This window comes from Nocardia sp. CA-151230, from assembly GCF_050942175.1.
Taxonomy (GTDB): Bacteria; Actinomycetota; Actinomycetes; order Mycobacteriales; family Mycobacteriaceae; genus Nocardia.
Window position 1 is genome coordinate 1,091,687 of record NZ_CP192061.1, and the last position, 20,112, is coordinate 1,111,798.

Annotated in this window: 21 protein-coding genes; 14 read left to right on the forward strand and 7 right to left on the reverse strand. The window is 70.0% G+C overall.

Going from position 1 to position 20,112, the window contains the following annotated elements:
• Positions 1 to 24 precede the first annotated feature (24 nt).
• From ACQP1O_RS04700 to ACQP1O_RS04715, 4 genes are all read left to right on the forward strand, one after another.
• Complete coding sequence (locus ACQP1O_RS04700; protein WP_433564663.1) at positions 25 to 231, forward strand: PspC domain-containing protein; 207 nt, start codon at positions 25 to 27, stop codon at positions 229 to 231.
• A 105-nt stretch (positions 232 to 336) separates the two neighbouring features.
• Complete coding sequence (locus tag ACQP1O_RS04705) at positions 337 to 648, forward strand: DUF6802 family protein (protein WP_364605403.1); 312 nt, start codon at positions 337 to 339, stop codon at positions 646 to 648.
• 47 nt (positions 649 to 695) lie between these two features.
• The gene (locus tag ACQP1O_RS04710; protein ID WP_433564664.1) at positions 696 to 1,016 is read left to right on the forward strand and encodes a hypothetical protein; all 321 of its coding nucleotides are present in this window, start codon (positions 696 to 698) and stop codon (positions 1,014 to 1,016) included.
• The gene (locus tag ACQP1O_RS04715; RefSeq protein WP_433564665.1) at positions 1,013 to 2,920 is read left to right on the forward strand and encodes a hypothetical protein; all 1,908 of its coding nucleotides are present in this window, start codon (positions 1,013 to 1,015) and stop codon (positions 2,918 to 2,920) included. Before ACQP1O_RS04710 ends, ACQP1O_RS04715 begins: the two co-directional genes overlap by 4 nt.
• A 235-nt stretch (positions 2,921 to 3,155) precedes the next feature.
• On the opposite strand, the gene ACQP1O_RS04720 is transcribed toward ACQP1O_RS04715, so the two are convergent.
• Positions 3,156 to 4,019: a dienelactone hydrolase family protein gene (locus ACQP1O_RS04720; RefSeq protein WP_433564666.1), complete on the reverse strand. Its 864-nt coding sequence runs from the start codon at positions 4,017 to 4,019 to the stop codon at positions 3,156 to 3,158.
• A 101-nt stretch (positions 4,020 to 4,120) separates the two neighbouring features.
• Here ACQP1O_RS04720 and glmS point away from each other — a divergent pair, with 101 nt between their 5' ends.
• Positions 4,121 to 5,989, forward strand: a complete 1,869-nt coding sequence (gene glmS, locus ACQP1O_RS04725) for a glutamine--fructose-6-phosphate transaminase (isomerizing) (RefSeq protein ID WP_433564667.1) — start codon at positions 4,121 to 4,123, stop codon at positions 5,987 to 5,989.
• Between the two features lie 8 nt (positions 5,990 to 5,997).
• On the opposite strand, the gene ACQP1O_RS04730 is transcribed toward glmS, so the two are convergent.
• A complete protein-coding gene (locus tag ACQP1O_RS04730; protein WP_433564668.1) occupies positions 5,998 to 6,423 on the reverse strand; it encodes a plastocyanin/azurin family copper-binding protein in 426 nt (141 codons plus the stop codon).
• A 132-nt stretch (positions 6,424 to 6,555) separates the two neighbouring features.
• Here ACQP1O_RS04730 and ACQP1O_RS04735 point away from each other — a divergent pair, with 132 nt between their 5' ends.
• Complete coding sequence (locus ACQP1O_RS04735; protein ID WP_433567577.1) at positions 6,556 to 8,088, forward strand: NAD(P)H-hydrate dehydratase; 1,533 nt, start codon at positions 6,556 to 6,558, stop codon at positions 8,086 to 8,088.
• Positions 8,089 to 8,159: 71 nt separating this feature from the next.
• On the opposite strand, the gene ACQP1O_RS04740 is transcribed toward ACQP1O_RS04735, so the two are convergent.
• On the reverse strand, positions 8,160 to 9,035 hold the full coding sequence (locus ACQP1O_RS04740) for a LysR substrate-binding domain-containing protein (protein ID WP_433564669.1): 876 nt from the start codon (positions 9,033 to 9,035) through the stop codon (positions 8,160 to 8,162).
• Positions 9,036 to 9,105: 70 nt separating this feature from the next.
• On the opposite strand from ACQP1O_RS04740, the gene dapA reads away from it, so the two are divergent.
• The 6 genes from dapA to tsaD all read left to right on the forward strand — a co-directional run bounded on the left by dapA (position 9,106) and on the right by tsaD (position 14,052).
• Positions 9,106 to 10,011, forward strand: a complete 906-nt coding sequence (gene dapA / locus ACQP1O_RS04745; protein ID WP_433564670.1) for a 4-hydroxy-tetrahydrodipicolinate synthase — start codon at positions 9,106 to 9,108, stop codon at positions 10,009 to 10,011.
• Between the two features lie 122 nt (positions 10,012 to 10,133).
• A complete protein-coding gene (gene alr / locus ACQP1O_RS04750) occupies positions 10,134 to 11,270 on the forward strand; it encodes an alanine racemase (protein ID WP_433564671.1) in 1,137 nt (378 codons plus the stop codon).
• An 11-nt stretch (positions 11,271 to 11,281) separates the two neighbouring features.
• Positions 11,282 to 11,713, forward strand: a complete 432-nt coding sequence (gene tsaE, locus ACQP1O_RS04755) for a tRNA (adenosine(37)-N6)-threonylcarbamoyltransferase complex ATPase subunit type 1 TsaE (protein ID WP_433567578.1) — start codon at positions 11,282 to 11,284, stop codon at positions 11,711 to 11,713.
• 94 nt (positions 11,714 to 11,807) lie between these two features.
• Positions 11,808 to 12,518, forward strand: coding sequence for a tRNA (adenosine(37)-N6)-threonylcarbamoyltransferase complex dimerization subunit type 1 TsaB (gene tsaB, locus ACQP1O_RS04760; protein WP_433564672.1), 711 nt, complete (start codon positions 11,808 to 11,810; stop codon positions 12,516 to 12,518).
• Complete coding sequence (gene rimI, locus ACQP1O_RS04765) at positions 12,515 to 13,024, forward strand: ribosomal protein S18-alanine N-acetyltransferase (RefSeq protein ID WP_433564673.1); 510 nt, start codon at positions 12,515 to 12,517, stop codon at positions 13,022 to 13,024. The genes tsaB and rimI overlap by 4 nt, the downstream gene beginning before the upstream one ends.
• Entirely contained in the window at positions 13,021 to 14,052 is a 1,032-nt protein-coding gene (tsaD, locus tag ACQP1O_RS04770) for a tRNA (adenosine(37)-N6)-threonylcarbamoyltransferase complex transferase subunit TsaD (RefSeq protein ID WP_433564674.1), read from the forward strand. The genes rimI and tsaD overlap by 4 nt, the downstream gene beginning before the upstream one ends.
• 143 nt (positions 14,053 to 14,195) lie before the next feature.
• On the opposite strand, the gene ACQP1O_RS04775 is transcribed toward tsaD, so the two are convergent.
• Positions 14,196 to 15,659 carry an Hsp70 family protein gene (locus tag ACQP1O_RS04775; protein ID WP_433564675.1) on the reverse strand — a complete coding sequence of 488 codons (1,464 nt, stop codon included), beginning with the start codon at positions 15,657 to 15,659 and terminating at the stop codon, positions 14,196 to 14,198.
• Positions 15,660 to 16,383: 724 nt separating this feature from the next.
• Here ACQP1O_RS04775 and groES point away from each other — a divergent pair.
• Both groES and groL read left to right on the forward strand, forming a co-directional pair.
• Positions 16,384 to 16,686, forward strand: coding sequence for a co-chaperone GroES (gene groES / locus ACQP1O_RS04780; RefSeq protein WP_033086015.1), 303 nt, complete (start codon positions 16,384 to 16,386; stop codon positions 16,684 to 16,686).
• 153 nt (positions 16,687 to 16,839) lie between these two features.
• Complete coding sequence (groL, locus tag ACQP1O_RS04785) at positions 16,840 to 18,447, forward strand: chaperonin GroEL (RefSeq protein ID WP_433564676.1); 1,608 nt, start codon at positions 16,840 to 16,842, stop codon at positions 18,445 to 18,447.
• A gap of 330 nt (positions 18,448 to 18,777) precedes the next feature.
• Here the strand turns inward: groL and ACQP1O_RS04790 are convergent, their stop codons facing one another.
• The 3 genes from ACQP1O_RS04790 to ACQP1O_RS04800 form a co-directional block, all read right to left on the reverse strand.
• Entirely contained in the window at positions 18,778 to 19,017 is a 240-nt protein-coding gene (locus ACQP1O_RS04790; protein ID WP_433564677.1) for a hypothetical protein, read from the reverse strand.
• A gap of 123 nt (positions 19,018 to 19,140) precedes the next feature.
• Complete coding sequence (locus tag ACQP1O_RS04795; RefSeq protein WP_379425686.1) at positions 19,141 to 19,455, reverse strand: RskA family anti-sigma factor; 315 nt, start codon at positions 19,453 to 19,455, stop codon at positions 19,141 to 19,143.
• A gap of 1 nt (position 19,456) precedes the next feature.
• Positions 19,457 to 20,032, reverse strand: coding sequence for a sigma-70 family RNA polymerase sigma factor (locus ACQP1O_RS04800; RefSeq protein ID WP_433564678.1), 576 nt, complete (start codon positions 20,030 to 20,032; stop codon positions 19,457 to 19,459).
• Between the last annotated feature and the right edge of the window lie 80 nt (positions 20,033 to 20,112).

The following is a 20,112-nucleotide window of genomic DNA, read 5'->3' on the forward strand; positions in this document are numbered from 1 at the left end:
ATCGAACTGGGCACAGTGGGAGACATGACGACACAGTTTCCGACTCCGGCCCCCAAGCGACTGACCCGCTCCACCACCGACAAGTGGATCGGCGGCGTGTGCGGCGGCCTCGCCCAGTACTTCGGCTGGAACGCCAACCTCATTCGCGCCCTGTTCGTGCTGTCCTGCCTGCTGCCCGGGCCGCAGTTCCTCCTCTACATCGCGCTGTGGATCGTGATCCCGAAGCAGTGAGTTGTCCACAGGCCGCGAGTTGTCCACATTCGCGATCGAGGGTGATGCGGGTGCCTCGGCAAAGTGACAGGATGAGAGCCACGTCACAGCAGAGGAGTGCACACCATGGTCACATCGGGTGATCTGCCCGGACTGGAGCTGCCGGATCTCGACGCGCACACGGAGCTCGGCGGGCTCGGCGCGGTCGAGTTATCGCACCCCACGCAGGATCTCGACGGTGACGGCCTGCTGGATACCGTGACCACCAGCACCGATCATGCCATGCAGGTGTGGACGGATCTGGATCACGACGGCTACGCCGATCATGTGACCGTGGTGGACAGCGGCGGGGACTTCTCGGCCTGGGAGTTCCACCACAATCCGGACGGCACCACCGAGTGGGTGCGCATGGACGTAGGACACCTCGGCGGCACATAGCCGGGGCGGCGGGGGTTTTCACGGGCATCGGGATTCGAGGGGGAGCAATGAGTGAATCCGGCGATTTCGGCGTGCGCATCGCGGCCCTGCACGACGGGGCCACCACCTTGCGCGACAATGCGGCGGCCCTGGGGCGGCATGCCCGTACGGTCGGCGAACATGCCTTCGGCATCGGCAGGGACGAAGCCGGGCGCAACTATTCCGCGCAGGGCATTGCCGTGCACCAGGGCTTCGAGCGCGCGGCCGCTTGCCTGCGGTACTGGGGTGCGGCCGCCTCCGCCACCGCCGAGGTATTCGACCGCGCCGCCACCGAATACGCGCGCCTGGACCGTGAACACGCCACCGCGCTCACCAGGGTGGGCCGATGAGCTTCGACCCGACCGGCAAGAGTGTCGACCAGATTCTCGACTACGGTGCGCCCGGCCTTCAGTACTGGGAACACTTTCTGCCCCTGTACACCAGGGCCTTCGGCGCGCCGGAGGGGCTCGTCCTCGCCGACCTCTATGCCCGCTACGACGAGCAGCGAGGCGCGGATCTCGTCGAATTCGACACCGCCCGAACCGAACTGGACAGAGCGCTCACGGATGCCGAGTCGCGCTGGTCATCGCACCAGGCCATCGCGCAAACCCTGCCCACCGCCTGGACCGGCGCCACCGGCACCGAGGCGCTCACCATCGTGAATTCCCAACTGCGCCAAGCTCGCGACGATCTCGATACCATCCGCGCCGCCTCCACCGCCATCGCCGCCGCCCTGGACCCCCTCCGCGACTCCGTCCTCACCAAGGCCGAACACACCCTCGCCCTGCTCGAGCCCACTCCGGACGGCGAAGGCCGCCTCGCCATCGACGGCAAAACCCCGGACGACATCGAAGCCCTCGACACCACCGACGCCTGGCTCACCGGAACGTTCCGTGTCGACGTCGATCACAAGCTCGCGGCCTTCAGCGCCGCCTGCGCCGCCACGAACGCGACCTTCGAATCCCACTACCGCACCATCGTCATGGCCCTGGCCCAGGTCATCGACCATCCCTACCCGCAACCCGCCCAAGCCCTGCTGCCCCGGCCCGAAGAGAGCCCGGCCCCGAGTATTCCTGCGCCCCAGCCCCTTCCAGCGCCGCAGTCGTACCCAGCGACAACGCCGCCGCCATCGCACCCACAGCCCTCGCAGTCGGCCGTCCCGCCTGGATACCCGCCGCCATCGGGTGGGGCAACCACACCCGACGCGGCCCAGCCACCGTCTCCGGATCGAGCCCAGCCGTCCACCGTCCCGCCGGAATCCCTGCCCAGCCGGGCGGGTTCCACAGCGCCGGCCGCCGAGACGCAACCGGCCGGGGCTGCGGACCTCAGCGGTGCGGAGCCCGGTGGTTCCGCGGGCTCGGCGGACACTGGAACAACAGCAGTCACGGACCTGGCCCAGCAGCGATCCAACCAGTTCGGCCGGACTCTGAAAGACACTCTGACCCAACTCGGAACTGGACTCCAGCAGGGCATTTCCGCCGCCGTAGAGAAGCTCGGCGCCCTCACCGGCCAGACGTCGCCATCGCCCGGTGAACCCGAGGCCGTAACCGATCCCGAGCCGGATCACTCGGATGAGCCGGCTCTCCCATCCGGTCGACTCGAATTCGACCTGTCCGGAAAGCATTTCGTCCTCGAACGCACCCCCACCGGCGACCTGACCCTTGCAATGACCGACGAATCGGGCCAAACCAAGACCTACACGCTGTCTTTCGACCAGAACGGCGCCCCCGCCCTCAGCACCGACGACCCGGTCCATACCCCCACCGCGCCCGCCGGTGGTGCCCACTCGGACCCGACCCCGCCGCCCACCCCGGCGGACGCGCCACCCACTACAGCTGGCGGCGCAACACCCGGTCCAGACTGTGCACCCCGCACCTGCACGGTTCCCGACCCGCCGATCGCTCCGTCGGACCCCTGCCCCGATCGCACCCTGAATCAGACTGCGCCGCCCGAGGTTCTGTCCCCGCCACCCACCGCCGCGGGCGGTGTGCCCGACTGCACCCAGCCACCCACCCCCGATCCAGCTCCGGACCAGACCGCGGGCGGTTGCGCGCCACCGACACCGCCCGTTCCGACCGACCCGCCGCCCGTGCACCCGTTCGAAAACCCTGTTCCACCAACAGCTGCGGGTCAACCCGGATCCGACGCACCGCCCGCCGAAGCCGCGCCCTGGTCAGCGGAACCGCACGCGCCACTGGAGATCCCGGACGGAGGTCTCGAAATTCCGGAGACCACTGAACCTCTCGCGCCGTAATCGTCGTCCTGCCCGGTGCTGTCTGGACTCCGCGCAAGCACCCGTCCCGCCACGACGCGCTGCCGCAAGCGGGGACCCCGTCTCGCCCGTGAATCCGGTTCCCGCGCTGGGGAGTCCGGACGGGCTGATGGAGAGCACCGCAGGAGGCGTCGAACTCCCCAGGCCGGCGCAACCGGAGGCGCCGCAGTTCCACCCGCGGAGTCGCTCGAGCCGAGCGTGCGCTGGCCGCCCCGGGTTACTTGCGCAGGGCTTGGATGAGTTGGAGGACGGGGAGTTTCTGGGGCTGCTCGGGCTCTTCCTCGATGGCGTTGGGATCCACGAGCTGGGTGTGGGGAAGGGCGGCTTCGGGGTCGGCGAAGGGCTTGTATTTCTTGTCGCCGAGGACCGTGTAGTTGAGATAGCCGACCAGGAGGGCTCGGGTGAGGCGTTCGGTCTTGGGTTCGTGCTTGCCCGCGCCGAGGGCGGACAGGGCGCGGCGGCCCTCGACCATGCCGTTGTGGCCGGACTTGTCGAGCGAGCGCAGGATCGCGCCCTCGCCCCAGGCGGCGGCCAGCGGGATGGCGTCGGAGCTGACCGAGTCGATATCGGTGGCGCCGGCCAGAATCAGGGCCGGAGCGTCGATCTTGGGGGCCAGGGCCTCGGCGGAGGGCGCGGTGGGGGACGGGTACAGGGCCGCGACGGCGGCGACGTCGCGCTGGGAGGCGGCGATGACCGCAGCGCCCGCACCCATACCGTGCCCGGCCAGGGTCAGCCGCTTCGGATCCACGCTGATATTGCCCGCGCCCAGCCGCACTCCGGCGCAGATGTCCAGGGTGGTCAGCAGATCCGTCGCGAGGTTCAGGTGCGAGGGGATGGGTCCGCGCTCGGTGTCGGGCGCCGCGGCGACATAGCCCCAGGAGGCCAGGTGCTCCAGCAGCCGGCGGTAGTTTCCGACCCCGGTCAGCCACCCGTGCCCGAACGCAACCGCGGGCAGATTGAGTCCCTTCCCTGGCGTGTACACCACGCCGGGCAGCCCGGCGATGCCGAGATTCCCGCGCAGCACCTCGTGCGGGCCACGCAGGGTCAGAGTGCTCAGGAGCGATTTCACAGACGCCGACACGGTCTAGAACCTATCCGATGGAGGCGGGCTTGGGGCGTTTCGCCCGGTCGGACATCGACTCGGATATGTCCGGCGCGGCTACCCCGTTAGGCTAGGGGGCCATGTGCGGAATCGTGGGGTATGTGGGGTACCGGGATGCGCTCGGCGTGGTGGTCGATGCGTTGCGCCGCATGGAATATCGAGGTTACGACTCCGCGGGAGTGGCGATCCTGAACGGCGCGGGCGGCCTCGCGGTCGAGCGCAAGGCGGGGCGCCTGGCCAATCTGGAGGCGGAGCTCGCCGAGATCGGCCGGGACCGTTTCGCCGGATCGACCGGCATGGGTCACACCCGCTGGGCCACGCACGGCGCGCCGACCGATCGCAACGCCCATCCGCATCGCGATGGCACGGGCCGGGTCGCGGTGGTGCACAACGGCATCATCGAGAACTTCGCCCCACTGCGCCGCGAGCTGGAGTCGGCGGGTGTCGAGCTGGGCAGCGACACCGATACCGAGGTGGCGGTGCACCTGGTGGCCCGCGCCTACGCGGCCGGGGACACCGCCGGTGATTTCGTCGCCTCCGCGCTCGCGGTGGTGAGCCGCCTGGAGGGCGCGTTCACCCTGGTCTTCTCGCACGCCGACCACCCGGGCACCATCGTGGCCGCCCGCCGCTCGACCCCGCTGGTGGTGGGTGTCGGCCAGGGCGAGATGTTCATCGCGTCGGACGTGACCGCCTTCATCGAACACACCCGGGAGGCAGTCGAACTCGGCCAGGACCAGGCCGTGGTCATCACCGCCGACGGCTACCGGGTCACCGACTTCACCGGTGCGACCGACGGTGTCCGGTTCCGTCCGTTCACCATCGACTGGGATCTGGCCGCCGCCGAGAAGGGTGGCCACGACTACTTCATGCTCAAGGAGATCCAGGAGCAGCCGGCCGGCGTCGCCGACACCCTGATCGGCCACTATGCGGGCGGCCGCATCATTCTGGACGAGCAGCGGCTGGCCGATCAGGAGCTGCGCGAGTTCGACAAGGTCTTCGTGGTCGCCTGCGGCAGTTCGTATCACGCGGGCCTGCTGGCCAAGTACGCCATCGAGCACTGGACCCGGCTGCCCGTGGAGGTCGAGCTGGCCAGCGAATTCCGTTACCGCGACCCGGTTCTGGACCGTTCCACCCTGGTAGTCGCCATCTCGCAGTCCGGCGAGACCGCCGACACGCTGGAGGCCGTGCGTCACGCCAAGGAGCAGAAGGCGCGAGTCCTGGCCATCTGCAATACCAATGGCGCGCAGATCCCGCGCGAGTCCGATGCTGTGCTCTACACCCGCACCGGCCCGGAGATCGGCGTGGCCTCGACCAAGGCGTTCCTGGCCCAGATCACCGCCAACTATCTGGTCGGCCTGGCACTGGCGCAGGCGCGCGGCACCAAGTATCCGGACGAGGTGGCGCGCGAGTTCGCCGAACTGGAGTCCATGCCGAAACTCGTTGCCCAGGTGCTGGAGTCGGCCGACCGGGTGCGGGAGATCGCCCGTCAGTTCGCACACGTCCCGACCGTGCTGTTCCTGGGCCGCCACGTCGGCTACCCGGTCGCTCTGGAGGGCGCGCTGAAGCTCAAGGAACTGGCCTACATGCACGCCGAGGGTTTCGCGGCGGGCGAACTGAAGCACGGCCCGATCGCCCTCATCGAGGACGGGCTGCCGGTCTTCGTGGTCATGCCCTCCCCGAAGGGCCGCGCGGTGCTGCACTCCAAGCTGCTCAGCAATATCCGGGAGATCCAGGCGCGCGGCGCGCGCACCATCGTCATCGCCGAGGAGGGCGACGACACCGTGCGCCCGTTCGCCGACCACCTGATCGAAATCCCTTCGGCCCCAACGCTGTACCAGCCGCTGCTGTCCACGGTTCCGCTGCAGATCTTCGCCGCCGAGGTGGCGCAGGCCCGCGGCTACGACGTCGACAAGCCGCGCAACCTGGCCAAGTCCGTCACGGTCGAATAGCCGCGCGGCTACTGGACGGTGACCGAGCCCTTCATGTCCGGGTGCAGCGGGCACAGGTAGCGGTAGGTGCCGGGCGTGGTGAAGGTGTGGCTCCACTCGCCCTTGTGGATGATCGGGCTGTTGATGCCCAGCGCGACATCGCCGATGCCCTGCACGGCGTGCGGGGCGCGGTCGTCGAACTTCCAGGTCACCGTGTCCCCGGCCTTGACGGTGATGTCGGCCGGGGAGAACTTCATGTCCTTCACCTCGACGGTCACCGCGGCGGCAACCGCCGGACCGGTGGAGGTGGCCGTCGCGGAGGCGGCCGGAGCGGCCGTGGTCGAGGTGGCCGCGGTCTTCGAGGTGTCCGACGAGCAGCCCCCGGCCACCAGTGCCGCGGCCACGACGGCGACGAGAAGCAGGACACGCGAGGACGACTGGCGACGGATCGACATGCCAGCCAGGTTAGTACCCGGCGATAGCGCGCCATTCGCGGGCGCCGCGCTGACCTGCGCCGCGATTCGTCAGGCGTAGTCTCCTGAAGCGCAGGCAATCACATCCGGGAGGCGATCATGACCGCACCGGCGGTGCGCGGGTACTACACGGCCGACGAGGTCCGGGCCGCGGAGGCCGAGCTGTTCACCAGGGTTTCCGAGGGAATGCCCATGCGGCGGGCCGCCTTCGGCCTCGCCGACGTGGTGGCGCGGGAGCTGCGGGAACGCACCGCGGGCGTCGCCGGTCGCGCGGTGACCCTGCTGGTCGGGTCGGGCGACAATGGCGGCGACGCGCTGTGGGCGGGCTCGTTCCTGCGGCGGCGCGGGGTCGCGGTGCGAGCGGTCCTGCTGGTACCGGAACGCGCCCACGCGGCGGGCCTGGCGGCCCTGCGCCGGGCGGGCGGGCGGATTCTCGCCGTCACCGCCACCGCCGAGGAACTGCGGGAAACGGATCCGCGCCGACCCGGGCTGCTGCAACACGTCTACACCGGCACCTCCGTGCCCTACCGGGTCGATCAGCTGCTGGGCGCGCCGGATCTGGTGGTGGACGGCATCGTCGGCATCTCCGGTCGTGGCCCGCTGCGCCCGGTGGCGGCCGAACTGGTTGCGGGCGTGCGCTGTCCGATCATCGCCGCCGACCTCCCCTCCGGCGTCGATCCCGATACCGGAGCCGTGACCGGTCCGGCCGTCCGCGCGGACGTCACCGTCACCTTCGGCGCTTGCAAGCCGGTGCACGCGCTCGCCGCACCGCACTGCGGCCGAATCGAGTTGGTGCCCATCGGATTACAACTGCGCGAGGCGAATCTCATCGCGCTGGAACCGCGGGCGGTCGGCGCGGGCTGGCCGGTCCCGGGCCCCGCCGACGACAAGTACACCCAGGGCGTCACCGGCGTCTGCGCGGGCAGCGGCACCTATCCGGGCGCGGCCGTGCTGTGTACGGGCGGCGCGGTCGCCGCCACCTCGGGCATGGTGCGCTACGCGGGCACCGGCGCGGAGCAGGTCCTCGCCCACTTCCCGGAAGTGATTGCCGCCGAGACCATTTCCGCGACCGGCCGGGTCCAGTCCTGGGTCTTCGGCCCGGGCGCGGGCACGGACTCCGCCGCCCGCGACCGGCTGGCCGAGATCCTGGCCACCGACCTGCCCGTGGTGGTGGACGCCGACGGCCTCACCCTGCTCGCCGCCGAGCCCGGTCTCGTCACCGGCCGCCCCGCCCCGACCATCCTCACCCCGCACGCCGGCGAATTCGCCCGCCTGACCGGCGCCGAACCCGGCCCCGACCGCGTCGCCGCCATCCGCAAGCTCGCCGAATCCTGGCAGGTGACAGTGCTTTTGAAGGGCCGCGCCACCCTGATCGCGGGCCCCGGCGTCCCGGTATTCGTCAATGAGGCGGGTGGCTCATGGGCCGCCACCGCCGGCTCCGGTGACGTCCTCTCCGGCATCGTCGGCGCTCTCCTGGCCCGCGGTCTCCACCCGTCCTGGGCCGCCGCGGCCGCCGCCCGCGCCCACTCCCTCGCCGCCAATCTGGCGGCCCACGCCACCACCTCCGCCGGAGCCCCGATCTCCGCCTCCCCCTTGCTCTCCCATGTCGGCGAGGCCATCGGCACCCTCCGCGAGCTCGCCGCCTGACCCTCGAGCTCCGGTGATCCCCAGAATTCGGCTGTTCGTCGTCGCCTACGCGCTGTTCCATCCCGACGACTTCACGCAGCCGTACCGGTAGCGGCGGCATGCAGGGCGGTGCGCGCGGCCGTGACGATCGGATGGGCGCCGGTGCCGCTGCGATAGGCGAGGTGGGTGCGGCGGCGGGTCGGCAGGGCGGTGAGGGTGACGCCCGGGGGTGTCGAGAGTGCCCCCAGGTCGGGGACGAGCGCCACGCCCTGGCCCGCGGCGACGAGCGCCAGCACGGTGCCGAAGTCGTCGGCGTGATGGCGGATGCGCGGGGTGAATCCGGCGGCGAGACAGGCTCGGACGGTCATCTCGTAGCAGAGGGTCCCGGGCGTGCCCGCGATCCACGGCGAATCCGCCTGTGCGGCAAGCGGTCCGGGCTCGCGGGCGGCCAGGTGGATGGTTTCCTCGAACAGCGGCTCGGTGTCGAGGCCGGGTTCCGGTGCGAGGGGAACGTAGTCGTACTCCTGAAGCAGCGCGATATCCAGGGTCTCGGCCCGCAGGGCGGCGGGGGCGGCCGCCGGATCCAGTTCGGTGACAAGCAGTTCCAGCCGCGGATGGTCTCGGCTCAGCGATACCAGCGCGGGGGAGAGGATGGTGTGTACGGCGGTCGGGAACGCACCGATGCGCAGGGTGCCGGTGAGTTCGGTTCGGGCCGAGGCGAGTTCGGCGGTGGCCTGTTCCAGCACGGCCAGAATGGTCTCGGTGTGCTCGACCAGCCGCAGCGCGGCCGGAGTCAGGGTGACGCTGCGCCCGGTGCGTTCCAGCAGCGGCACCCCGGCCTCCCGTTCGAGCGCGGTGAGCTGCTGGGACACCGCCGACGGCGTATAGGTCAGGGCCTCGGCGACCGCGGCGATGGTCTTGCGGTGCGCGAGCTCGCGGAGCAGGCGCAGACGGCGGACCTCCAGCATCAGCTGATCTTATGCTCGGGCGAAGAAACGTGAAATAGACCTGAAGCCCGGCATCGATCACGCTCGACACATGACATTCACCGGCCTCTACGTGCCCCTGGTCACGCCCTTCACCACCGACGGCGACCTGGCCGCCGACGCCCTGGAAGCGCTCGCCCACGAGGTCCTCGACGCGGGCGCGGCGGGCCTGGTCGCGCTCGGCACCACCGGCGAACCGGCCACTCTGAGCGCGGCCGAGCAGGCCCGGGTCATCGAGATCTGCGCGAACGTCTGCCGCGAGCGCGCCGCCGCCCTCATCGTCGGCGCGGGCTCCAACGCCACCCTCGACTCGGTCCGCGCCCTCACCGCCCTCGACCCGCGCGCCACCGCCGCCCTCGCGGTCGTCCCCTACTACACGCGGCCCTCGGAAGCCGGTGTGGTCGAACATTTCCGGACCCTCGCCGCCGCCAGCCCCGTGCCGCTGCTGATCTACCACATCCCGTACCGCACGGCCCTGACCCTCAGCGCCGATACCCTGCTCCGCCTGGCCGAACTGCCGAACGTCGCGGGCTTCAAGTACACCGCGGGCGGCATCGACGACACCACGATCGCCTTCATGTCCCGGATACCCGACCACACCTCGGTGCTCGCGGGCGACGATCTGTATGCCGCCCCGCTGCTGGCCCTGGGCGCGTCGGGCGCGATTCTCGCCTGCGCCAATGTCGCCCCCGCCGCCTACGCCGCCCTGACCGCCGCCTGGCGCCGGGGCGAACTGGAATCCGGCCGCGAACTCGGCAACCGCCTGGCTCCGCTCGCCGCCGCCCTGTTCACCGAACCCAATCCCGTTGTGGTGAAGGCGGTTCTGGCCGCCCAGGGCCGCATCCCCACCCCGGCCGTCCGGCTGCCGCTGCTCCCGTCGAGCGATGGGTCGTTGTCCGCCGCGTTGGCGGCGATTGCCGCTGCGAAGGTGACAACTGATTTCGTCAGGGCCGGGTAACTCGCCGGGTACGTCCAAAATCGGTTCGGCACCCAACCGCCGGCACGGGTGCGCGACGGTCAACGGCTCTCAGCACCCGCTGAAGGTTCGGAGCTGCGGGGGAGCGTGGCAGTATCGTGGGCGTGAAGAAGCCAGACCCACAGGTGGAGATCGTCGTCGACCTGGATGCCATTGCCCACAATGTGCGGATCCTGGCCGAGCACGCCGGAGACGCCGCGGTCATGGTCGTGGTCAAGGCGGACGGGTACAACCACGGTGCGGCCGAGGTGGCGCGGGCGGCCCTGGCGGCGGGCGCGCGGGAACTCGGCACCACCACGGTCGGCGAGGCCGTGGAGCTGCGGGCCGCGGGGATCACCGCACCGATCCTGTGCTGGCTCAACACCTCCGATACCGACTACGCGAGCGCCATCGGCTCCGATATCGAAATCGGCGTCTCCGGGCTCGCGCAGCTCGAGGACGTGGCGCGGGCGGCGCGGCAGCTCGGCCGGACCGCCACCGTGAGTCTCAAGGTGGATACCGGGCTCAACCGCAACGGCATCCCCATCGCCGAATTCCCCGAGGTGCTGGACCTGCTCGGGCGGCTGGTGGCCGAGGAGACGGTGCGCTTCCGCGCCATCTTCTCCCACCTCGCGCTCGCCGACGAGCCGCAGCATCCGGTCAATGACATGCAGCGCGAACGGTTCCTGGAATTCATCGCCACAGCCAAGGAGCACGGCCTGCAGCCGGAGCTGGTGCACCTGGCGAATTCCGCTGCCGCACTGACCCGTCCGGACCTCGCCTTCGACATGGTGCGCCCCGGCATCGCCGTGTACGGCCTGTCACCAATCCCGGAGCTGTCCGATTTCGGCCTGCGTCCGGCCATGACCTTCCGCGCCCGGGTGCTCCGGGTGAAGCAGGTCGCGGCGGGGGAGGGTGTGTCCTACGGTCACGAGTGGATCGCCGATCGGGACACCACGGTCGCCCTCGTTCCGGCCGGCTACGCCGACGGCGTGCCGCGCCCGCTGGGCGGCCGATTCTCGGTGGCGCTGGGCGGCGTCCGCTACCCGCAGATCGGCCGGGTCTGCATGGATCAGATCGTGGTGGACCTGGGCGAGAACGAAGCCGGGGTCCGGGCGGGTGACACCGCGGTGCTGTTCGGTGGTGAGCCCGGTCACCCGCACGCCCAGGAGTGGGCCGACACGCTCGGCACCATCAACTACGAGATCGTCTGCTACCCCCGCGGCCGCGTGGTCCGTACCCACGTCGGCGGTGACCGGTGACCGATCACCGCATGCTCGCCACCGTCGAGGACACCGAGGCGCTGGGCCGCGAGCTCGCCGGACAGCTGCAGGCCGGGGATGTGGTCATCCTCGACGGCCCGCTGGGCGCGGGCAAGACCGCGCTCACCCGTGGCATCGCCGCCGGGCTGGGTGTCGAAGGACGGGTCAGCTCACCGACTTTCATCATCGCCCGCCAGCACCGCGCCGGAACCCACCCGGGTGCGGTGGCGCTGGTGCACGTGGACGCCTACCGACTCGGCGGCGACCTCGACGAACTGGACGCCCTCGATCTGGACACGGATCTCGATCACGCCGTGGTGGTGGTCGAATGGGGTCTGGGCGTGGCCGAACACCTGGCCGATCGCCATCTGCGCGTGCAGCTGCGCCGTGAACCCGAGTCCGACGTGCGCACCGCCGAATGGGAGTGGGTCGCCGCGGTTTGAAGCCGGACCGGAAAAGTCCCGGATACGCCGGTAAATTCCCGCAGGCAGACACCACGCCGAGTGGGCTGTACCACCCGGTATCGTAAAGACAATCATGCTGATATTGGCTGTCGACACCGCGACCCCCGCCGTCACGGCGGGACTGGTGGAACTGGAACCGGCGCAACCCGGGTCGAACGCACCGCAGATCACCACGATCACCGCCAAGGTGACCGTGGACGCTCGCGCGCACAACGAGGTGCTGACCCCGCAGATCCTGGCCTGCCTCGCCGAATCCGGCCGCTCCCGTGCCGATATCGCCGCTGTCGTGGTCGGTGTCGGGCCCGGGCCGTTCACCGGACTGCGCGTCGGCATGGCCACCGCGGCCGCCTTCGGTGACGCACTGGGCGTTCCGGTGCACGGGGTGTGCAGCCTGGACGCCATCGCCGCCGACACCGAGAGCTATCTGCGTGAGAGCGCCGACCCGATCGAGCTGCTGGTCGTCACCGACGCCCGCCGCCGCGAGGTGTACTGGGCGCGCTACCGCACCCCGGCCGGGGGCCGCACCCTGACTCGGTCGGAGGGACCCGAGGTGAGCAAGCCCGCCGATCTGGATCAGGCCGCCGCCACCGTGATCGCCGGATCCGCTTCGCACGTCGACTATTTCGATCTGCCGGTGCTGCCGGTCGAGACGCCGTCCCCGGCGGGCCTGGTGCGCTGCGCCGCCGCCGAGATCCTGGCCGGCGTCGTGCCCGCGCCGCTGGTGCCGCTGTACCTGCGCCGCCCCGATGCCGTCGAGAAGAGTTACGCGCAGGTGGGCCGATGACCATCCGCATCGAACCGATGCGGCCTGCCGACGTCACCCGCTGTGCCGAACTCGAGCAGGTGCTGTTCCCGGAGGACGATCCCTGGCACGAGGTTTCGTTCCTGTCGGAGCTGGCCGGACCGCACAACCGCTACATCACCGCGCGCGACGCCGACGGCCGCATGATCGGCTACGCGGGCATCGCACTGCTCGGCACCGCCGAACATCCCGAGGCCGAGGTCCACACCATCGGCGTCGATCCCGCCGAGCACCGGCGCGGCATCGGCACCCTGCTGCTGGAGGCGCTGCTGCTGGAGGCCGGCCGCCGCGGCGGGCCGGTGTTCCTCGAGGTCCGCACCGACAACGCGCCCGCCATCACGCTGTACGAGAAGCACGGCTTCCACATCATCGGATTGCGCAAGAACTACTACCAGCCCAGCGGGGCCGACGCGTACACCATGCGGCGACCCGCCATGGCCGGCTTCCCACAGGACGGATTCACCACCGACGCCGAGGTCTCGTCATGATCGTCATGGGTATCGAAAGCTCCTGCGACGAAACGGGAGTCGGCATCGTGCGCCGACTGCCCGACGGCAGCTGCGAACTGCTCGCCGACGAGGTCGCCTCCAGCGTGGACCAGCACGCCCGCTTCGGCGGCGTGGTGCCCGAGATCGCCTCCCGCGCACACCTCGAGGCCATCGTGCCCGCCATGCGCCGGGCCCTGGCCACGGCCGGCATCAGCAAGCCCGACGCCCTCGCCGTCACCATCGGCCCCGGTCTCGCGGGCGCGCTGCTGGTGGGCGTCGCGGCGGCGAAAGCCTATGCGGCGGCCTGGGATATCCCGTTCTACGCGCTCAACCACCTGGGCGGGCACGTGGCCGTGGACACCCTCGAACACGGGCCCATGCCACCGGCGGTCGCGCTGCTGGTGTCCGGCGGGCACACCCACCTGCTGCAGGTCACCGATCTCGCCCACCCCATCACCGAATTGGGCAGCACGGTCGACGACGCCGCGGGCGAGGCCTTCGACAAGGTGGCCCGCCTGCTCGGCCTCGGCTACCCGGGCGGGCCGGTGCTGGATTCCATTGCCACCGCGGGCGATCCGAGCGCCATCGCCTTCCCGCGCGGCATGACCGGCCCCCGCGACCCGCGCTACGACTTCTCCTTCTCCGGCCTGAAGACCGCCGTCGCCCGTTATGTCGAAGCGGCGCAACGGGAAGGCCGCGAGCTGCCCATCCCGGATATCGCGGCGTCCTTCCAGGAGGCCGTGGCGGATGTACTCACCATGAAGGCGGTGCGCGCGGTCCAGGACACCGGCGTCGACACCCTGGTGCTGGGCGGCGGCGCGACCGCCAACTCCCGCATCCGCTCGATGGCCGAAGAGCGCTGCACCGCAGCCGGTATCACCCTGCGCGTCCCCAAACCGCGCCTGTGCACCGACAACGGCGTCATGATCGCCACCCTCGGCGCCCACGTGATCGCCGGCGGCGCAGAGCCTTCCGAACTCACCGTCGCGACCGACCCCGGCCTCCCTGTTTCCACCAGCCACCTCTGAATACCGCCTGCAACAGGTCGTGGGCGGTTCGGCGAATGCCAAGGCGACAACTGATTTCGTGACGTTCGGGGTAACTCGCCGGGTACATCCGAACTCGGTTCGCCGCCCAACCGCCGGCACGGGAACGCGACCGTCGACGGCTCTCAGCCGGCCGCTGAAATCTCGGGGATGCGGGGGAGCGTGCCACCGTCGGTCTCGGAGCCCGAATCAGTGGGCGTGCCGTCCGTGACCGAGATATGCGACTCCGACTCGGCCGGCGGCAGCGAGGTGCCGAGCAGCGGCCCGAGCAGGCGGGGGAGATCCGCGGGAAACGGGATCTGGGGTAGGTCGGGATCCGGGCGCAGCGGCGGCTGCTGGGCGGTGCTGCTCGGCGCGGTGGGCGCGCCACCGGCCGAACCGGTCAGGGGTGTCGGAACCGCGGCCGTGGTGCGGCGCTGGGTGGTCGTGGTGCTGGTGGAGCCGCCCGAAGGACCCGTCGGCGTGGTCTGCGGGACCGGCTGCTGCGGGCCGGTCGTGGAGGGCGAGTAGTGGGTGTTCTGCGGTTCGGGCACCACGAATTCCTTGACCCCGTACCCGACGATCAGGCCGACCACCACGATCGCGCCCGCCAGCGTCCCCGCCAGCTTGGTGAAGGTGCCGATCGGCGCGTCCGAGCCCAGGCCGATCACCGGGAAGGTGCTGCTCGGCGTGGTCGAATCCGCCACCAGCGCCGCGCCTTTCGCGATCGCGGCCTCCGGCTCCGGGACGGTGACGACCGGCACGTCGAGCTGGCGCTCCAGCCCCACCACCATGATCGGCACATTGGCGCCGCCGCCGATCACGGCGACCGCCTCCGGGAACTTCGGGGCGCGCGCGAACACGGCACGGGAGAACACCGCCAGCTCGCGCAGCAGGTCGGCGACGATCTCCTCGAAGTCCACCCGGGTCAGTTTGAGCGGCTGCCCGGCCACATGGTCGATGGTGACCGCCGGAACCACCGACAGATGCTCCTTGGCGGCGCGGCTGCGGTTGAGCAGAATTCCCCGGTTGGGGCGAATGCCTCGGCGGGACAGGTGACAGTCCAGCAGGTGCTGCAGGATCAGTTCGTCGATGGCGTTGCCGCTGATGGCGGTGATGCGCTCGGTGCGCAGGACGGTGCCGTCGGCGTGGTCGGCCACGGTGACCGTGGTGCCGGTGGCCCCGATGTCGATGAGCGCCACCGTGTTCCAGCGGTCCAGCAGCCCGGTGTGCCGCAGATAGGCCAGGGCCGCGGTGCTCTCCGGGATGAGCTGCACGCCGTGCCGCTGCCGGCCGATCGCCGAGCGGATGATCTGGGCCTGCTCCCGGTCCCGGTAGGCGACCGCGATGTCACCGGGCGGGGCCGAGTCGGGGTCGCGGTGGCCGTTGCCGCGGGCGATCGGATGGGCGCCGACCGGATGTACGCTCTCTCGCGGGATCTGGGTGGTCATCAATTCGATCGAGGACGCCACCAGATCACCGACGTCGGAGTGGGCGGTATCGGCCGTCACGACGCGGTAGTCGAAGTTCTGGGCGCCGTTGGGTGCGGTAGCGACCGTCGCCGAGCACACCACCTCGCTCCCGGCGGAGATGCCGAGGGATGTTCGCATGTTCACCTCCCTTCGAGCGGATGGTCCGGGTGGAGACGACCATCTCGAACGGACTCCGGACGCGCCCTACGGGTAGCGGACGTCTCCGAGCTTCGGATCGCGACGGGCCCTTGTCCGATGGGGCATCCGGACCTGCCACTGATCACTTGCGGTCTTGCTCTCTTCTCGAGCCCGCGCGCAGGGTTGCCGCGCGGTTAGCGGGGTGAAGCAGTTGTGAAACTCTCGACGGTGCACGTGGCGGGACCGTTTCGGTCTCGTCGCGCGGCCGACGTCAATGGTGTCACAATCCGTTATCCGAACGTTACAGATTTTCGGATTTCTTTGGAAGCCCTCAGATTCCCGCGCCGTCGTGTCGGCGAGTCGTGTTCAATTTGCCCTCCGCTTCGCTCCGGGCGGGTTCGCGGCCCCGTTACCTCGGCCTTCCCTCCTCCGCTTCGCTCCCCCGCTCCGAGGCGGAGGTTTATCGAGCCGCGGTCCGGGCCGAGGCGGGCCGCGAAAACTGGGTGGTCGATATGGCAGCCCCTTACCTTGAGCGCTGGCACTCGCATGTATAGAGTGCTAGTTGGCACTGTCAGTGCTCCGGTGCCAGCTGATGACTACTGAGCAGGGGTCCCGGCACCCGCGACGACGGGGCTGATTGCGCAGGGTCACACACATGACCGAAACCGTGAGTCCGGGGAACAGCCCCGGACGCGACGAATCCCCTGAAAGTGGAGGGCTCAACGTGGCGAGCGTGAACATCAAGCCGCTCGAGGACAAGATCCTCGTCCAGGCCAACGAGGCCGAGACGACGACCGCCTCCGGCCTGGTCATCCCCGACACGGCGAAGGAGAAGCCCCAGGAGGGCACCGTCATCGCCGTGGGCCCGGGTCGCTGGGACGAGGATGGCGAGAAGCGGATTCCGCTGGACGTCAAGGAAGGTGACGTCGTCATCTACAGCAAGTACGGCGGCACCGAGATCAAGTACAACGGCTCGGAGTACCTGATCCTGTCGGCTCGCGACCTGCTGGCCGTCGTCACCAAGTAGGAACGCTCCAACTCTCGGGGCTCGGGCCTCCGCCTCCCCGCGGCCGGGCTTCCCAGAGCACCGAGAGACACCGCCCCGGAGTCGCAGCTGCCAATACAGCAACCGGCCCGGGGCGGAGTGCGTTCCGACCCAACTCATTTCAGGAGTAGGTACATGGCAAAGCAGATCGAGTTCGACGAGAAGGCTCGTCGGGCTATGGAGCGCGGCGTCGACAAGCTCGCCGACGCCGTCAAGGTCACCCTGGGCCCGCGCGGCCGGCACGTGGTGCTGGCCAAGGCGTTCGGCGGCCCGACCGTCACCAACGACGGCGTGACCATCGCCCGCGACATCGACCTCGAGGACCCGTTCGAGAACCTGGGCGCGCAGCTGGTCAAGAGCGTCGCCACCAAGACCAACGATGTCGCCGGCGACGGCACCACCACCGCGACCGTGCTGGCGCAGGCCCTCATCAAGGGTGGCCTGAAGAACATTGCCGCGGGCGCCAACCCGATGACCCTGGGCAAGGGCATGAGCAAGGCCGCCGAGGCCGTCGCCGCCGCCCTGCACGCCGCCGCGACCCCGGTCAACGGCGAGAAGTCCATCGCGCAGGTCGCCACCGTGTCCTCGCGGGACGAGGAGATCGGCGCGCTGGTCGCCGAGGCGCTGACCAAGGTCGGCAAGGACGGCGTCGTCACCATCGAGGAGTCCTCGGGTCTGCAGACCGAGGTCGCCATCACCGAGGGCGTGCAGTTCGACAAGGGCTACCTGTCCCCGTACTTCGTCACCGACCCGGAGACCATGCAGGCGGTCTACGAGGACGTGTGGATCCTGCTGAACCGCGAGAAGATCAGCTCCCTGCCGGACCTGCTGCCGCTGCTGGAGAAGATCGCGGAGTCGGGCAAGCCGGTCGTCATCATCGCCGAGGACGTCGACGGCGAGGCGCTGTCCACCCTGGTGGTCAACGCGATTCGCAAGACCCTCAAGGTCGTCGCCGTGAAGGCCCCGTTCTTCGGTGACCGCCGCAAGGCGTTCCTGGACGACCTGGCCATCGTCACCGGTGGCACCGTGGTCAACCCGGACCTGGGCATCACCCTGCGTGAGGCCGGCCTGGACGTGCTGGGCAAGGCCCGCCGCGTCGTGGTCACCAAGGACGAGACCACCATCGTCGAGGGCGCCGGCTCGCAGGCCGACATCGACGGGCGAGTTGCCCAGCTGCGCAAGGAGATCGAGAACACCGACTCCGACTGGGACCGCGAGAAGCTGGAAGAGCGCCTGGCCAAGCTGGCCGGTGGCGTCGCCGTCATCAAGGTCGGCGCGGCCACCGAGACCGAGCTCAAGGAGCGCAAGTACCGCGTCGAGGACGCTGTCGCCTCGGCCAAGGCCGCGGTCGCCGAGGGCATCGTCCCCGGCGGTGGCACCGCCCTGGTGCAGGCCGCGGCCACGCTGCCCGCCCTGCGCGACTCGCTTTCCGGTGACGAGGCGGTCGGCGTCGAGGTCGTGCGCCAGGCCCTGCTGTCGCCGCTGTTCTGGATCGCCAGCAACGCCGGTGTCGACGGCGCGGTCGTCGTCTCCAAGGTGTCCGATGGCAAGCACGGCTTCAACGCCGCCACCCTCACCTACGGCGACCTGGTCGCCGAGGGCGTCATCGACCCGGTGAAGGTCACCCGTTCCGCGGTGGAGAACGCCACCTCGGTGGCCCGCATGGTCCTCACCACGGAGTCCGCGATCGTGGACAAGCCGGTCGACGAGCCCGCCGACGCGCACCACGGCCACGCCCACTGACCCAGCCCCGCTGACGTCAGCTCAGGCCCCCGGACAGCCCGCTGTCCGGGGGCCTCGCCGTCTCCGAACCCCAACCGCGCCACCCGACTTCCTCCGGCGCGATCCGGCCGTCGGCGCGACTGCGCCACGCCCCGCGCTGCCGTGGTTTCGCCGGCACTACCGTGGTTCCGCCCGGACTGCATTGCGCCACTGTCATTTTCGGGTCGCCGCGCCCCGTCCACCGAGGCGGTGCGGGCCTCGTTCCGTGAAAGTTGCAATGCCCGAACCGAACCCGGCCGCCGCGCGCTTTCGGTCCGGGCATGCGGGCCCGCAGCGGTTTTCGGGCGGCGGTCAGCGCGCCGGGGAGATCGTCACCGTGGGCCCGGGGTAGAAGTCGGTCGGCGACGGCGTCAGCCAATTCGGGCCCAGTGGGCCGGAGACGGGCGGGAGTGGGACGGCGGGGGATCGGTCCCGGAGATCGTTCGCGCGGGAGTCGGTGAAGACGTAGAGGCCCGCGATGACCAGGGTGAGAGCGGCCACGCCCGCCAGGCCACGGCGGTACGAGCGGATAAGGATGCTGAGGAGTCGCATACGAATCGGCCTTTACCGGCAAAGCATGCAGCCGAAACCGGTCAGGCGACCTGAATCGGCGGCATGCAAGAAGGCCTCGCGGGCGTGACGGGTTCTGGACCTCTTACTTCGGGAAATGAGCTCTCAGTCGTGGATCGGACTGGGGGAGCGGCCGTTTCCGTGGTGGAGACCGGGGTGGGAGCGGTGGATCGTGTTCGGCGGTGCCTGGTCCGTGGCTATCGCGGCGAGAAGGCGATCGCGGAGCGCGGGCGGTGGCGGTACGGCCACCGCGGACGCGGCCAGCATGATGGCTTCTCGGGTCTGCTGCACTTCCTGGGTGAAGGCGGCGCGCAGTACGGCGTCGTCGGTATCCAAAAGGTCCGCCACTGCGCGCTGATCTTCGTCGCCGATCGATCCGAGCGCGACAGTGTGCGCGAGATCGATCTGGCTTTCTTTCATCTCACGTCACTCCCAAACTTTTCTTGAGTCGTGTCAATCCATCCCGTATACGGGACTTAACGGTCGGCAAACCTACGCCCAGATGGGCCGCGACCTCGGCATACGTGCGTCCGCCGAAGTATGCGAGGGAGATGGCTTCCCGCTGCGTCTCCGTCAACGTCGCCAGGCCGGCGAGCACCGCCTGCTGTTCCAGCCGACGCCCGACCTCCTCGGTGACTTCGTCGAACTCGTTGCCGAGAGTGCTGGTGCCGTACGCGACCTCGCGCAGGGCGTGCGCCTGCTCGGCCCGAACCCGGTCGACCGCGCGCCGATGGGCCAGCGTCATCAACCAGGTGACGGCCGAACCCTTGGACGAGTCGAAGTTGGCTGCCGTGCGCCAGATCTGGAGGTAGACCTCCTGCGTGGTCTCCTCCGCATAGCCCGGATCATGTAGCACGCGTAGGACCAGGCCGAACACTCTCGCGCTGGTGCGGTCGTACAGCTCGGCGAACGCCTGCTGATCCGACTGCCCGCAACGCTCGAGGAGTGCGGCTAGTTCCAGACTTTCGGCTGCGCGCGCCGTCACCGCAGAGTCCACGCTGGGCGTTTCCGCCCCTCCGTCCCTCGAGCTCTGGAACGAGTTGCCCTCTGCGGCAGGCGGCCGCGCTGTCACAACGC

Coding starts and splice junctions, on each gene's coding strand:
- ACQP1O_RS04700 (WP_433564663.1), top strand. CDS start 25: ATGACGACACAGTTTCCGACTCCGGCCCCCAAGCGACTGACCCGCTCC.
- ACQP1O_RS04705 (WP_364605403.1), top strand. CDS start 337: ATGGTCACATCGGGTGATCTGCCCGGACTGGAGCTGCCGGATCTCGAC.
- ACQP1O_RS04710 (WP_433564664.1), top strand. CDS start 696: ATGAGTGAATCCGGCGATTTCGGCGTGCGCATCGCGGCCCTGCACGAC.
- ACQP1O_RS04715 (WP_433564665.1), top strand. CDS start 1,013: ATGAGCTTCGACCCGACCGGCAAGAGTGTCGACCAGATTCTCGACTAC.
- glmS (WP_433564667.1), top strand. CDS start 4,121: ATGTGCGGAATCGTGGGGTATGTGGGGTACCGGGATGCGCTCGGCGTG.
- ACQP1O_RS04730 (WP_433564668.1), bottom strand. CDS start 6,423: ATGTCGATCCGTCGCCAGTCGTCCTCGCGTGTCCTGCTTCTCGTCGCC.
- ACQP1O_RS04740 (WP_433564669.1), bottom strand. CDS start 9,035: ATGCTGGAGGTCCGCCGTCTGCGCCTGCTCCGCGAGCTCGCGCACCGC.
- dapA (WP_433564670.1), top strand. CDS start 9,106: ATGACATTCACCGGCCTCTACGTGCCCCTGGTCACGCCCTTCACCACC.
- tsaE (WP_433567578.1), top strand. CDS start 11,282: ATGCTCGCCACCGTCGAGGACACCGAGGCGCTGGGCCGCGAGCTCGCC.
- tsaB (WP_433564672.1), top strand. CDS start 11,808: ATGCTGATATTGGCTGTCGACACCGCGACCCCCGCCGTCACGGCGGGA.
- rimI (WP_433564673.1), top strand. CDS start 12,515: ATGACCATCCGCATCGAACCGATGCGGCCTGCCGACGTCACCCGCTGT.
- tsaD (WP_433564674.1), top strand. CDS start 13,021: ATGATCGTCATGGGTATCGAAAGCTCCTGCGACGAAACGGGAGTCGGC.
- ACQP1O_RS04775 (WP_433564675.1), bottom strand. CDS start 15,659: ATGCGAACATCCCTCGGCATCTCCGCCGGGAGCGAGGTGGTGTGCTCG.
- groL (WP_433564676.1), top strand. CDS start 16,840: ATGGCAAAGCAGATCGAGTTCGACGAGAAGGCTCGTCGGGCTATGGAG.
- ACQP1O_RS04790 (WP_433564677.1), bottom strand. CDS start 19,017: ATGCGACTCCTCAGCATCCTTATCCGCTCGTACCGCCGTGGCCTGGCG.
- ACQP1O_RS04795 (WP_379425686.1), bottom strand. CDS start 19,455: ATGAAAGAAAGCCAGATCGATCTCGCGCACACTGTCGCGCTCGGATCG.